The following is a 12824-nucleotide window of genomic DNA, read 5'->3' as shown; positions in this document are numbered from 1 at the left end:
GACACTGGACAGCGTGATGGACGAGGACAGCAGGTACGAGGCGGTGCGCAGCCGGGACGGCAGGTTCGACGGGGAGTTCTTCTTCGCCGTCGAGACCACCGGGATCTACTGCCGTCCCAGCTGCCCGGCCGTCACCCCGAAGCGGCCCAACGTGCGCTATTTCGCCACGGCCGCCGCCGCCCAGGGCGCGGGCTTCCGCGCCTGCCGGCGGTGCCGCCCGGACGCGGTGCCCGGCTCCGCCGCGTGGAACGTGCGCGCCGACGTCGTCGGCCGGGCGATGCGGCTGATCGGCGACGGCGTGATCGACCGGGAGGGCGTCGCCGGGCTCGCCACGCGCCTCGGTTACAGCGCGCGGCAGGTGCAGCGGCAGCTCACCGCCGAGCTCGGCGCGGGACCCGTCGCGCTGGCCCGCGCCCAGCGGGCGCACACCGCGCGGGTCCTGCTGCAGACCACGGAGCTGCCGGTCACGCAGATCGCTTTCGCGGCCGGATTCGCCAGCGTGCGGCAGTTCAACGACACCGTCCGGACCGCCTACGCCGCCACCCCGAGCGAACTGCGGGCCGCCGCGTTCCGCACCCGGCGCCGCCCGGCCGCCCCCACCGCGGGGATCCCACTGCGTCTCGCCCACCGCGGCCCCTACCAGACCGGCCCCGTCTTCGACCTGTTCCAGCACGAGGCCGTGCCCGGGGTGGAGGAGGTGAGCGGACGGCCGGGCGGGCGGACGTACCGGCGCACCCTGCGCCTGCCGCACGGCGCCGGGATCGTCGCCGTCGACGAACGCGGCCGGGTGCCCGAAGCCGGGTCCGCCGCACGGCCGGGCGGCTGGCTGGAGGGGCGGCTGCACCTGACCGACCCGCGCGATCTGACGACGGCCGTGCAGCGGCTGCGGCGGCTGTTCGACCTCGACGCCGACCCGTACGCCGTCGACGAGCGGCTCGGCGCGGACCCTGAGCTGGCCCCGCTGGTCGCCGCCCGCCCGGGCCTGCGCTCGCCCGGCGCCGCCGATCCCGAGGAGGCCGCGGTCCGCGCGCTGGTGGGGCCGACGGCGGCCGAGGAGCTGGTACGCCGCTACGGCAAGGCACTGGACGCGCCCTGCGGTAGCCTCACCCACCTGTTCCCCGAGCCGGCCGTCCTCGCCGAGGCCGAGCCGCACGGCGCCCTGGGCGCGCTGGCCGCCGCCCTCGCCGACGGCACCGTACGGCTGGACCCGGGCGCCGACCGCGAGGAGGCGCACCGCGCGCTGCTCGCCCTGCCGGGCCTGGACGCCGCCACGGCCGCCGTCATCCGCACCCGCGCCCTCGGCGACCCCGACGCGGCCCCGCCCGGCGCGGACGTCCCCGACAGCTGGCGCCCCTGGCGCTCGTACGCCCTGGGCCACCTGCGCGCCGCGGGGAGGCCGCGGGCCCGATGACCACGCACCACGAACCCACGACGAAGCCCTCCGCGACCTCGGCGGCCTCGATGGCCCCGACGCGCCCCACACGCACTTGGAACACGCGATGATCCCCGAGCCCACGATGATCCCCGACCCCATGACGGCCCCCGATCCTCTGACGGCCCCCGATCCCATGACGATCGCCGAGCCCGCGACGAGCCCCGGACCGGGGGAGGCGACCTACTGGACGCGGATCGACAGCCCCCTCGGCCCGCTGCTCCTCACCGCCGACCCGGACGGTGCGCTCACCTCCCTGTCGGTGCCCGGCCAGAAGGGCGGCCGCACGGTCGAGGCCGGGTGGCGCCACGACGCCGGCCCCTTCCGCGCGGCCGAGGAACAGCTGCGCGCCTACTTCGCCGGTGAGCTCAAGGAGTTCGCCCTGCCGCTCCGCGGCCTCGGCACCGACTTCAGGCGGCGGGTGTGGGACGCCCTGGACTCCGTCCCGTACGGCCGGACGACGACGTACGGCGAGATCGCCGCCCGGATCGGCGCCTCCCGGGCCGCCGTGCGGGCGGTCGGCGGTGCCATCGGCGCCAACCCTCTCCTGGTGCTGCGCCCCTGCCACCGTGTGATCGGCGCGGACGGCTCGCTCACGGGCTACGCCGGCGGCCTGGAGCGCAAGACGCGGCTGCTCGCGCTGGAGGGCGTGCTCACGCCCTGAGCCCCCGGATCAGTGCCGCCGTTCCCGGGCCACCCAGCCGCGTTCGTAGGCGTGCCAGCCCAGTTGCAGCCGGGTGGCCACCCCGGCCAGCTCCATCAGCCGCTTCACCCGGCGCTGCACGGTCCGCAGGCCCAGGTCGAGTTGCTTGGCCACACTCGCGTCGGTCAGCCCGGCCAGCAGCAGGGACAGCACCTCCAGGTCGGTGGCGTCGGGGCCGTCCGGATCCTGCTCGGTGACGCCGGACGCGCCCAGGCGCAGCGGCAGTCCGGTCCGCCACACCGACTCGAACAGTCCCGACAACAGCTCCAGCAGACCGCTGGCGTGCACGACGAGCGCGGCCGGCTCCGCCGAGTGCGTGGTCAGCGGCACCATCGCCAGCGTACGGTCGGCGACCACCAGTTTGGTCGGCACCTCGTCGACGACCCGCACCTGTTCGTCCCGGCCGAGGGCGGCGGTCAGCTCCGTGATGCCGTGCGGCTGGTCCAGCACCGCGCGCTCGACCACCACCCGGTAGCGCACCCCTCGCCCGGCCGCCTGCTCCTCGGCGGCGTTCTCCGCCCCGGAGACGACCACCGGGTTGTCGGTGACCAGCGCGCACACCTCCTCGTTCGCGCCCAGTTGGAGCTGGAGGAAGCGCTGCGCGACCGCGGGGGCGCCGGTGACCACCTCCACCAGGTCGTGCACCGCGGGTTCGGCCGCCGCCGCCCGGTACTCCTCGGCGAGCAGCGCGGCGGCGAGCTCCGCCTTGTCCAGTTCGTGCCGCTGCTGGGTGAGCAGCGCGCCCAGCGCCACTCCGGGCGGCGCGGCGACCCAGCGGCCGGGCCGCGCGGAGGACTGGGCCGCGAGTCCGTGCCGCTCCAGCCGGCGCAGGGCACGCTCGGTGTCCCGTTCGCCGAGCATCAGCCGCCGCGCGAGGTCGGGCACCTCCGCGGCGCCCACGGACACCAGCGCCCGGTACGCCGACTCGTGCCTCTCGTCCAGACCTATCGCTGCCAGCATCGGCTGCCGTCCCTCCCCATTCGGGCCCCCTGCCACACCGTTCGCGGCGCGTCGGCGTGGCGGAAAACGGCCACGGCGCAAACCCGCCTCCCAACATCATCGCGGTACCCGCCCTCTCCCTGACAAGGTGGCACCACCGAAGCATCGATGTGCCGCTCCCGAGGCCGTGGCCTGCGGGGACGCCGGCTGCGTGCGGCGGCCGTCCCTACGTGACCCGGGTCCGGGTCGACCAGGCGTCGCCGGGCGGTTCTCCCGTGGGGGGTGGGACCGCCCGGCGGCTGTATTTCGTACGGCCGTGCGGACTGTCACCCGACGGGTCCGATCATGGGCCGGACGCCCGCCGGATTTTCCGGATGCCCCGTTTCCAGGCGGCCCGTGCGGTGGACAATTGAGGGCATGAGCCAGCAGGGGGGAAGGCCCACCGGTCACGAGGACGACTGGTGGGGGCAGCTGTACGACGACTCCACCGAGGACACCGGCCCCACAGCAGCGGCCGATTCCCTGGACGACCGCTTCGCCTCGGCCGCCGACGCCGTGGAGGAGACACCGGGCGTCACCCGGACGGGGGAAGCGGTACCGGGTGAACCGGCCGACGAGTGGCGTGACGCGCGGGCGGACGCCCACGAGGACACCCGGCCCGGCCACGGGGACGAGGAGTGGTTCTCGTTCGGGGACCTCCCGACCTCACCGCCGGCGGTCGTACCCCCGCCGCGCACCGTCCACCCGGACACCGAGCCGCCCGTCGGCGTGGCGGTGGGGTCACCGGCCGCTGCCGGCCCGCCCTCCGAACCCCCGCGTGACCCTGGCCCCGAAACCGACGCCGGTGCCGTCCCCACCCCCCACCCCGAAGCGGACGCGGCACCCGGCCCCGACGCCGCCCCCTGGCACGGGCCCCGGGCGGCCGGACGGACGGCCGAGGACGCCGTCGAGGCGCCGTACGTCCGCCGGGCCCCTTCCCACGACGGCCCGCCGCCGGATCCCGGACCGGACTGGTGGCGGCGAGCCCCCCAGGAAGCCCCGCCGGCCACCGGCCCGCACGTGGGGAGCACCGACTCCGGCCGGGCAGCGGCCACCGGCCCCGCACCGTCGGCCGTGCCCCCCGGACCGCCGCCTCCGCCCGAGCCCCCCACCGCGCCCGCGCCCGGCGCGCCCGAGGACGCCGCGCCCGAGGAGGAAGGGCCGAGCGGCGCCCGCGCCCAGGCAGGCCCCGCCCCGGCCGACCCGCCGGCCCCCCGAGCCCCCTCGCCGCCGCTCCCACCGCCGCCCGCCACGCCTCCTCCGTCTCCACCGCCCACGAAGCCGGTCACGCTCCCGCCGTCCCCGCCACCCTGGTCGGGCGCTGCCGCCGGAGCCGCGCACATCGATCCCACAGGCCAGGCCGGCCACGCCGACCAGGCCGGCCACGCCGATCCCGCCGGCCAGTTCCACCATGCCGCCCCCGCAGCCGCCGCAGCCCCCACGGAACCCACCGACCCGGCAGCCCCCGCTGCCTCCACAGCCGAGGCGAGCACCCGCCCCCCGCTCTCCCCGCCGCCCACCGTCGCCCACGTAGGCTCCGGGCCGCCCACCTACGACGCCGAGCCGACCGCGCTTCCGGCCGCCGACCCCGAGGAGCCCGGCGACCTGCTGCCGGACACGGTGCTGGACGGGGCCCGGTACGGCACCTGCACGCTGCGCGCCGTGTCCCTGCGGGGAGACTCCCCGCGCTATCGGGGCGAACCGCGCCGGGACGCGCTGCTCACCGCCCGGTTCGGCAGCGGAGAGCAGGCGCTCCTGCTGGTCGCGACGGCGACCGGCGCCCGCACCGCCCCGCAGGCGCACCGCGCGGCGGCGGAGGCGTGCCAGTGGATCGCGGGGGCCGTGGGCCGCAGTCACCAGCGGCTGGTGGAGGACATCCGGGCCGGCCGGCGCGGCGAGCTGAAGGCAGGTCTGCACCGCCTCACCGACCGCTGCCTCGGCAGGCTCCGCGCCGCCGCGGCCGAACGCGGCACCGGACCGGAGGGCCATGCGGCCACGCTGCGCTGCCTGCTGGTGCCCGCCGACCCCGAGTGCCGGGTGCGGGTCTTCTTCGGGGTCGGCGCGGGCGGACTGTTCCGGCTGCGCGCCGGGGAGTGGCAGGACATCGAGCCCCAGACGCCCGAACCCGCTTCGGGCGCCGCCCGCGCCACCGCCCCCGACGGCGACCGGCCCACCCCGGACTTCGGCATCCCCGCCCCGCCGAGCCCGTACGCCACCGTCGCCGCGCCCGAGCCGCCCCGCGAGCCCTTCCGCTTCCGGGCCTCCGTAGCCCGTCCGGGTGACGTGCTGGTGATGTGCACGCGCGGCCTGGCCGACCCCCTGCGCGGCGAGGCGGAGCTGCGCGCGCATCTGACCGGACGGTGGGCCGGGGCCGCCCCGCCCGGTCTGGCCGCGTTCCTGGCGGACGCCCAGACGCGGGTGAAGGGGTACGCGGACGACCGTACGGCCGCCGCCGTCTGGGAGGCGTGAGCGGCGAGGCTGTGGATTCATGGACACCGAGGACCCGCGAGGACCGGTACGGGACCTCGAAGAGACCGAAGGGCGTCCAGCAGCCATGGCCAAGCAGAACGTCGCAGAGCAGTTCGTCGACACCCTCGTCCGCGCCGGGGTCAAACGCCTGTACGGCGTCGTGGGCGACAGCCTCAACCCGGTCGTCGACGCGGTCCGCCGCAACGCCGCCATCGACTGGATCCACGTCCGGCACGAGGAGACCGCCGCCTTCGCGGCCGGCGCCGAGGCGCAGATCACCGGGAAGCTGGCGGCCTGCGCCGGCTCCTGCGGCCCGGGCAACCTGCACCTCATCAACGGCCTGTACGACGCCCACCGCTCCATGGCCCCCGTGCTCGCGCTCGCCTCGCACATCCCGTCCAGCGAGATCGGGCTCGGCTACTTCCAGGAGACCCATCCGGACCGGTTGTTCCAGGAATGCAGCCACTACAGCGAGCTGATCTCCAGTCCGAAGCAGATGCCGAGGCTGCTGGACACCGCCATCCAGAACGCGGTCGGCCGCAGCGGTGTCAGCGTGGTGACGCTGCCGGGCGACATCGCCGCCGAACCCGCGCCCGAGAAGGCCGCGGAGACCGCGATCGTCACCTCCCGGCCCACCGTGCGGCCCGGTGACGCGGAGATCGACGAGCTGGTGCGGATGATCGACGAGGCCGACAAGGTCACCCTGTTCTGCGGCAGTGGCACGGCGGGCGCGCACGCCGAGGTGATGAGGTTCGCCGGGAAGATCAAGTCGCCGGTGGGCCACGCCCTGCGCGGCAAGGAGTTCATCCAGTACGACAACCCGTTCGACGTCGGCATGAGCGGGCTGCTCGGCTACGGCGCCGCCTACGAGGCCACCCACGAGTGCGACCTGCTGCTCCTGCTCGGCACCGACTTCCCTTACAACGCGTTCCTGCCCGACGACGTGCGGATCGCGCAGGTCGACGTCCGGCCCGAGCACCTCGGCCGCCGCTCCCGGCTCGACCTGGCCGTGTGGGGAGACGTGCGCGAGACGCTGCGCTGTCTGGTCCCACGGGTGAAGGAGAAGAAGAACCGGCGCTTCCTCGACCGGATGCTCAAGAAGCACGCGGACGCGCTGGAGGGGGTCGTCAAGGCGTACACCAGGAAGGTCGACCGGCACGTGCCGATCCATCCCGAGTACGTGGCCGCCGTGCTGGACGAAGTCGCCGCTGACGACGCCGTGTTCACCATCGACACCGGTATGTGCAACGTCTGGGGCGCCCGCTACATCTCGCCCAACGGCCGCCGCCGCATCATCGGTTCGTTCTCCCACGGCTCGATGGCCAACGCGCTGCCCATGGCGATCGGCGCGCAGTTCACCGACCGCCGGCGCCAGGTGGTCTCCATGTCCGGCGACGGCGGGTTCGCCATGCTGATGGGCGACTTCCTGACCCTGGTCCAGTACGACCTGCCGGTGAAGGTGGTGCTGTTCGACAACTCCGCCCTCAGCATGGTCGAGTTGGAGATGCTGGTGGCCGGCCTGCCCTCCTACGGCACCACCAACAAGAACCCCGACTTCGCCGCCGTCGCCCGGGCCTGCGGCGCCCACGGCGTACGGGTGGAGAAGCCCAAGGAACTCGCCGGGGCGCTCAAGGACGCCTTCCGGCACAAGGGGCCCGCCCTCGTGGACGTCGTCACCGACCCCAACGCCCTGTCCATCCCGCCGAAGATCAGTGCCGAGATGGTGACCGGGTTCGCCCTGTCCGCCTCGAAGATGGTGCTGGACGGCGGGGTGGGCCGGATGGTGCAGATGGCCCGGTCCAACCTCCGCAACGTGCCGCGCCCCTGAGCAGGGCGGCCCCACAGGCTCCCGTCGGCGGCCCCTGAGGGCCGTGGAAAGCGTCGTACTCCGGCCAAGTTGGCCGAACACTCGGTCGTTGACGGCTCGACATGACTGCCGTGTGCTCCGCTGGGCATGGATCCCCGTGAACGTGTTCGAGCTGGAGGGGAACCGACATCGGCGCGCGGGCGGGGGAGATGAAGGGTCAGGCACGAGGGGGCGGCCCCGCGACGGTCGCGGCCGCACCGGTGACGACGGTCGAGACGGCGACCGACGGCGTCGTACGGAGGTTACCGGCGCCCCAGCTCAGGCGCAGACTGATGCGCGCGGATCTGCGGGCGGTGCCCGAGGCGCGCCGGGCGTTGCGCGAACTGCTGCGTCCCTGGGGGCGGCCGGACACCTCCGACGTCGCCGAACTGCTGACCAGCGAGCTGGTCACCAACGCGCTTGTGCACACCGACGACGACGCGATCCTGACCGCCACCGTCTCGCCGGACGGACTGCGGGTCGAGGTAAGGGACTTCGTGGCGCGTCGGCCCCGGCCGCGGATGCCGGAGGCCGCGGCCGACACCAACGGCAGGGGCCTGTTCCTGGTGGAGTCCCTCGCGGACGCCTGGGGCGTGTGCGCGCACGACGTCGGCAAGTCGGTGTGGTTCGAACTGACGGCGGCGGAGGCGGCCTGAGCGGGCGGCCGGCACGAGCCGCCCGGACCGGAGGACGCGCAAGGGGAGGGGGGGGGGGGGGGGGCGGGCCCGGCGCCCCCCCCCCCCCCCTCCCCTTGGCGCTGTCGGTGACCGACCTTTCGCCTCAGTCTCGGCCTCGGTATCAGCCTCAGCCTCAGTCTCGGTATCAGCCGAACTGCTGCTCCAGGTCCTTCAGTTTGCGCTCCAGCGAGTCCAGGCGCGGCAGCGCCTGGGTGTCGTCCTCCGCGGTGAGGTCGACCGTGAGGGCGTCAGAGCCCTTGCGGACGGGCTGCAGTGAGGGACGCGCGCGCACCGGCAGGGGCTCCGCCGGCGATATGGCAGGCTCCGCGGTGACCTGACCGGAGCCGCGCTCCAGGGCCTGCGTCTCGCCCTGCCGGCCGCCCCGGCCGACGAAGCCGCGGTGGCCCCGGCTGATCGCCTTGAGCTGGGCGCGCTCGACCCGCTCCTGCTCGCGCCGCAGCCGGCTCCGCTCCTCCTTCTGCCGCTTGTCCTCGCGCACCTCCTCGACCGCCTCGTCCAGGCTGCGCACGCCCTCCAGGAGCATCAGCGACCAGGCGCGGTACGTCTCCCGGGGGGCCCGTAGCCAGCGGACGATACGGATCTGCGGCAGCGGGCGCGGGACCAGGCCCTGCTCGCGCAGGGCGGCACGGCGGGTCTGCTTCAGCGCGCGGTCGAAGAGGACCGCCGCCGACAGCGACATGCCGGCGAAGAACTGCGGCGCGCCCGCGTGGGCGACGCCCCGGGGCGCGTGCACCCAGTTGAACCAGGCCGCCGCAGCGGCGAACAGCCACACCAGCAGCCGGGAGCCGAGCGCCGCGTCACCGTGGCTGGCCTCCCGCACCGCGAGCACGGAGCAGAACATCGCGGCGCCGTCCAGACCGAACGGCACCAGGTACTGCCAGCCGTCGGTCAGGCCGAGATTCTGCTCGCCGAAGCCGACCAGGCCGTGGAAGGAGAGCGCGGCGGCGACCGCCGCACAGCAGAACAGAAGCACATAGGAAGCGGTGCCGTAGACGGCCTCCTTGCGCCTGCGGCGCTCCTCGCTGCGCTCCCACGAGTCGTCGGCACTCGTGTTCCCCTTGGACCGCTTGCCGCGCGCGAGCACCGCCACCGCCGCCAGCACGCCCAGGAGCAGCACGGCGCCCGGAAGCAGCCAGTTCAGCGATATGTCGGTCAGTCTCATCTAGGGTCCCTTGCATTGGGATAGGGCGTAACGCCCGCCATAGTGGCCCAATCCCGGCTGCCCTCAGGGGGTTTCGGGGCAAGAGGCCGCCAAGGAGGTGCAAGGGGATGCCCGGGGACGGCGTTCTGCTCGAACTGCCGCGTGAGGGGCGGGAGTTGAGTTCGAATAAGACTACCCGTACGGGTGGTTCCGCGGAAAGTTCCCGCGACGGGTGAGGGAGTTGTGAACACCCTGAGCCCGTATGGGGTCCCAGTCGTGGACGATCTTACGGGACGCGTGACGGGCCGCCGTACGTTCCGACGAGCCGTCAAGTCGTGCATGAGGTGCCGGGGTCGGTGGGCCACCGCCTCGACCGACGTGACGTCAGGCGGCGACCGTGGCGGTGGCGGACCGGTCCGCGATCCGACCCGGGATCCGGTCGGCTGTGGCGCAGGTGCGCGGGCAGTTGGCGCAGGTGTCCTCGGGGCGCACCGTGTAGAACATGCAGCAGCTGACCCGGTCGCGGCTGGGCTGGGAGCGCTCCCTGCCCGAAGGGCCTGGGGCGATCTCGCCGTCGGGGCCGGTCGGCTCGCGGAACGCGGCCGAGCCGACGTAGGGGCGGGTCGCGCCCGGCATCAGCAGCTCCAGCTCGCGCATCGCCCGCTCCTGCTCGTCGAGCAGCTGGGCGACGTACCACAGGCCCTCGACGACCTCGTCGGTCGCCATGCCCCACAGGGCCCGGCCGCGCCGGCGCATGCGGGGGCCGAAGCCGCCGAGCACGGGTTCCAGGTGCTCGGCGACGGCCGCCCGTACCTCGGCGCGCAGCGCCTCCTCGTCGGGCACCACACGGGCGCCGGGCAGGGCGGCGGCGGGGTCGCCGGGCAGGCAGGCGAAGGAGGTGACGCGTACGGCCATGCGGCCCGAGGTGCGGTCGTAGGAGACGTGCGCCACGGGCAGGCGGGGGACCCGGCGGTGCAGGAACCAGGGCGCCGTGAACAGCAGGCAGGCGGGCCAGGCGTAGCGGTGCAGTCCGAAGCTCGCCACCACGTCCGGCCGGGCCCGCGTCCCGTAGTCGCGCAGCACCTGTGCGTCGTCCCAGGCCAGGAAGGCGTCCAGCTCGGGGCCGCCCGCGGCCAGGGAGTCGGCGGTCGTCCACGCGCCGCCGCTCGGCGCCTGCTCGCCGGGGCCCAGCTCGGTCACCGTGAGGCCGGGGAAGGCCTCGCTGAGCCGCGCGTACGCGGCCGCGACTGCCGAAGGGGGCACAGGCATGCCGGAACCACCGATTCACGGTCGACGGGGACGGTTGGAGGTAAGCCTTACCTTACTTCACTTCGGTGGAATGTGAACCCTTGGCCAGTTGTGTCTAAGGTGCTTGACGGAGGAGCAGCAACCCGCCGTAATGGCCCCAAGCACACCCAAGCCCGGAGGAGCACCGTGAAGCAGGGCGCGCAGGACCCCGCCGGCGCCGCCGGGGCGGCCCTCGCCGGGGCCCCGCAGGCCGCTCCGGACGCGGGCGGGGCCCGGCTGCCCCGGCAGCCGTGGGCGGCCCGGGAGAGGGAACGGGACGCGTCGGTGGCGGACGGCGCCCGCGGTGGACACACGCACGGCCGGTCGCCCGCCGCGCCCGCCCGCCCGTCCGTGCGCCGCTCCTCCGTGCGCGGACAGGTCCTCGACGCCCTGCGCGCCGCGCTGGCCACCGGTGAGCTGCGGCCCGGCGAGGTCTACTCGGGGCCCGCGCTCGGCGAACGGTTCGGGGTGTCCGCGACCCCGGTCCGCGAGGCGATGCAGCGACTCGCCCAGGAGGGCGCCGTCGAGGTCGTGCCCAACCGGGGCTTCCGGGTCGTCGAGCGGGGCGCCCGCGAACTCGCCGAGCTGGCCGAGGTGCGGGCGCTGATCGAGGTTCCGGTGCTGCTGCGGCTGGCCGGCACCGTCCCCGTCGAGCGCTGGGCCGGACTGCGTCCCCTCGCCGAGGCCACCGTGCGGGCGGCGTCCTCCGGATGCCCGGCGGCCTACGCCGAGTCCGACCGTGCCTTCCACCACGCGCTGCTGTCCCTGTCGGGCAACGAACAGCTCGTCCGGATCGCCGCCGACCTGCACCGCCGCACCCAGCGGCCACCGGCCCCCGGTCCCGGCCGCCCCGACCTCCTGGCCGACGCGGCCGAACACACGGCCCTCCTGGACGCCTTGATCGCCCACGACGACACAGCGGTCCGCACCCTGATCCAGGAACACTTCACCGGCCCCCTCTGACGGCCGGCGCTCCGTCGCACGGGCGTCCCCCGCGCCGCGTCGGCGCCGATGCGGCCTGCCGCCCCGGCGCAGCGCGCCCCGGCACCGCCGATGCGGACCCTGCCGACGGCCGTCGAGCGCACGGGTCGGCGCAGCGGTAGGGGTCCTGGTCCAGGAGCGCTTCAGGCGGGCCCCGCTGACGGCCGGCGGCCCGCGGCCCGGCGTCGCGCGCCGCGGCGGCATCGACGCGGCCCCCGGCCGGCGGCCGTCGAGCGCTCGGGTCGGTGCGATGGTCCGGCGCCCTGGCCCAGGAGCGCGTCACCGGGCCCCGCCGGCGACCGGCGGTCCGCACCGTAGCGGCGTCCCCGTCTCCCGGCGCCGTCGGTGCGCCCGCGCCGCCCGCGCTGCTGCTCCCGGCTCGCCCGCGCCGCCCGCCGTCCACTGTCCGCCCGCGCGCCTGCCGAGCGTCCTCGTGCCGCCCGCCGGCTACGCCGTGGCCGCTCCCGGTGTCGGTGGGGTCAGGTGGCGGGAGAGCCAGGTGGGGACGCCGCCGAGGAGGCGGAAGAGGCGGCTGGCCTCCTCGCGGAGGCGGGAGGCCTCTGGTTCCGTCTCCGTGTCGGCCAGGGAGACCAGCGCCGGGGCCGTGCCGACGAGGTAGCCCAGCTCCTCGCGGATCCGCAGCGACTCGGCGAAGCCGTGCCGGGCGTCGGCCAACTCGCCTTCTCTCAGGGCGAGTCCGGCCAGGTGGCGCCAGGTGGAGGAGAGCAGCAGCGGGTCGTGATGCGCGGTGGCGCCGGCGTGGGCGCGTCGGTAGGCGGCGCGCGCGGCCTGCGGGGAGCGCGTCAGCTTCTCCGCGATCAGCCCGCGCCGGAAGTCCAGCAGGGCCCGCCCCGGCGAGCCCGGCGGGATCAGCGCCGCCGCCCGGCCCAGCGCCGAACGCGCCTCGTCCGCCCGGTCGCGCACGCCGTGCAGCGTGGCCGAGTAGGCCAAGTACCCGCGTTCACAAGCGGCCGCGCCGCGCTCCTCGTCGGTGTGCGCCAGCGCCTCGGCGGCCCGCAGCGCGTCCTCCGCGTCCTGCCACCCCGCCTCCGTGTACAGGCACCGTTCCACCAGCAGCGCGGTGCGCTGCAGCGCCGCGTCGGCGGTGGCCGACTGCAGCAGCGCCGCCGCGTCGGCCCAGCACGCGCGCGAGCGCAGCCGCCATACCGCGGTCTGGAGTGGATCGTCACCTGCGGTCGTTCCGTTACCAGACATGGCGGTATGCGCCACGTTGCCCTCCCCGAGCACGTCTTCGAGCTTTGAGTGGTGGCGGAATCTCAGCACGAATC

10 protein-coding genes are annotated in these 12824 nt (G+C 75.3%); 6 read left to right on the top strand and 4 right to left on the bottom strand.

The features are described from left to right. Positions 1 to 16: 16 nt before the first annotated feature. Together ACH5A8_RS07970 and ACH5A8_RS07965 are read left to right on the top strand one after the other, a co-directional pair. Positions 17 to 1411, top strand: coding sequence for a bifunctional transcriptional activator/DNA repair enzyme AdaA (locus ACH5A8_RS07970; protein WP_398999794.1), 1395 nt, complete (start codon positions 17 to 19; stop codon positions 1409 to 1411). Positions 1412 to 1568: 157 nt separating this feature from the next. Then, positions 1569 to 2096: a methylated-DNA--[protein]-cysteine S-methyltransferase gene (locus tag ACH5A8_RS07965; RefSeq protein WP_398999792.1), complete on the top strand. Its 528-nt coding sequence runs from the start codon at positions 1569 to 1571 to the stop codon at positions 2094 to 2096. Positions 2097 to 2105: 9 nt separating this feature from the next. Here ACH5A8_RS07965 and ACH5A8_RS07960 read toward each other — a convergent pair whose 3' ends face one another. After that, positions 2106 to 3095 carry a helix-turn-helix domain-containing protein gene (locus tag ACH5A8_RS07960; RefSeq protein WP_398999154.1) on the bottom strand — a complete coding sequence of 330 codons (990 nt, stop codon included), beginning with the start codon at positions 3093 to 3095 and terminating at the stop codon, positions 2106 to 2108. A 396-nt stretch (positions 3096 to 3491) separates the two neighbouring features. On the opposite strand from ACH5A8_RS07960, the gene ACH5A8_RS07955 reads away from it, so the two are divergent. The 3 genes from ACH5A8_RS07955 (at position 3492) to ACH5A8_RS07945 (ending at position 8084) form a co-directional block, all read left to right on the top strand. After that, a complete protein-coding gene (locus tag ACH5A8_RS07955; protein ID WP_398999152.1) occupies positions 3492 to 5582 on the top strand; it encodes a protein phosphatase 2C domain-containing protein in 2091 nt (696 codons plus the stop codon). A gap of 85 nt (positions 5583 to 5667) precedes the next feature. Continuing rightward, positions 5668 to 7410, top strand: a complete 1743-nt coding sequence (locus tag ACH5A8_RS07950; RefSeq protein ID WP_398999790.1) for a pyruvate dehydrogenase — start codon at positions 5668 to 5670, stop codon at positions 7408 to 7410. Between the two features lie 188 nt (positions 7411 to 7598). Continuing rightward, the gene (locus ACH5A8_RS07945) at positions 7599 to 8084 is read left to right on the top strand and encodes an ATP-binding protein (RefSeq protein WP_398999151.1); all 486 of its coding nucleotides are present in this window, start codon (positions 7599 to 7601) and stop codon (positions 8082 to 8084) included. A 166-nt stretch (positions 8085 to 8250) separates the two neighbouring features. Here ACH5A8_RS07945 and ACH5A8_RS07940 read toward each other — a convergent pair whose 3' ends face one another. Both ACH5A8_RS07940 and ACH5A8_RS07935 read right to left on the bottom strand, forming a co-directional pair. Then, positions 8251 to 9288 carry a DUF2637 domain-containing protein gene (locus ACH5A8_RS07940; protein ID WP_398999149.1) on the bottom strand — a complete coding sequence of 346 codons (1038 nt, stop codon included), beginning with the start codon at positions 9286 to 9288 and terminating at the stop codon, positions 8251 to 8253. A 363-nt stretch (positions 9289 to 9651) separates the two neighbouring features. Further along, positions 9652 to 10536 (bottom strand): (2Fe-2S)-binding protein, encoded by an 885-nt coding sequence (locus ACH5A8_RS07935; protein ID WP_398999148.1) that lies wholly within the window; start codon positions 10534 to 10536, stop codon positions 9652 to 9654. Between the two features lie 165 nt (positions 10537 to 10701). On the opposite strand from ACH5A8_RS07935, the gene ACH5A8_RS07930 reads away from it, so the two are divergent. Continuing rightward, on the top strand, positions 10702 to 11517 hold the full coding sequence (locus ACH5A8_RS07930) for a GntR family transcriptional regulator (RefSeq protein ID WP_398999146.1): 816 nt from the start codon (positions 10702 to 10704) through the stop codon (positions 11515 to 11517). A gap of 465 nt (positions 11518 to 11982) precedes the next feature. On the opposite strand, the gene ACH5A8_RS07925 is transcribed toward ACH5A8_RS07930, so the two are convergent. Continuing rightward, on the bottom strand, positions 11983 to 12750 hold the full coding sequence (locus ACH5A8_RS07925; protein ID WP_398999144.1) for a hypothetical protein: 768 nt from the start codon (positions 12748 to 12750) through the stop codon (positions 11983 to 11985). Positions 12751 to 12824: the final 74 nt, after the last annotated feature.

The sequence above is a fragment of the Streptomyces sp. NPDC018610 genome (genome assembly GCF_044391765.1).
GTDB lineage: Bacteria > Actinomycetota > Actinomycetes > Streptomycetales > Streptomycetaceae > Streptomyces.
The sequence above is the reverse complement of the archived record's forward strand: the minus strand, read 5'-3'. Positions and strand labels throughout refer to the sequence as shown.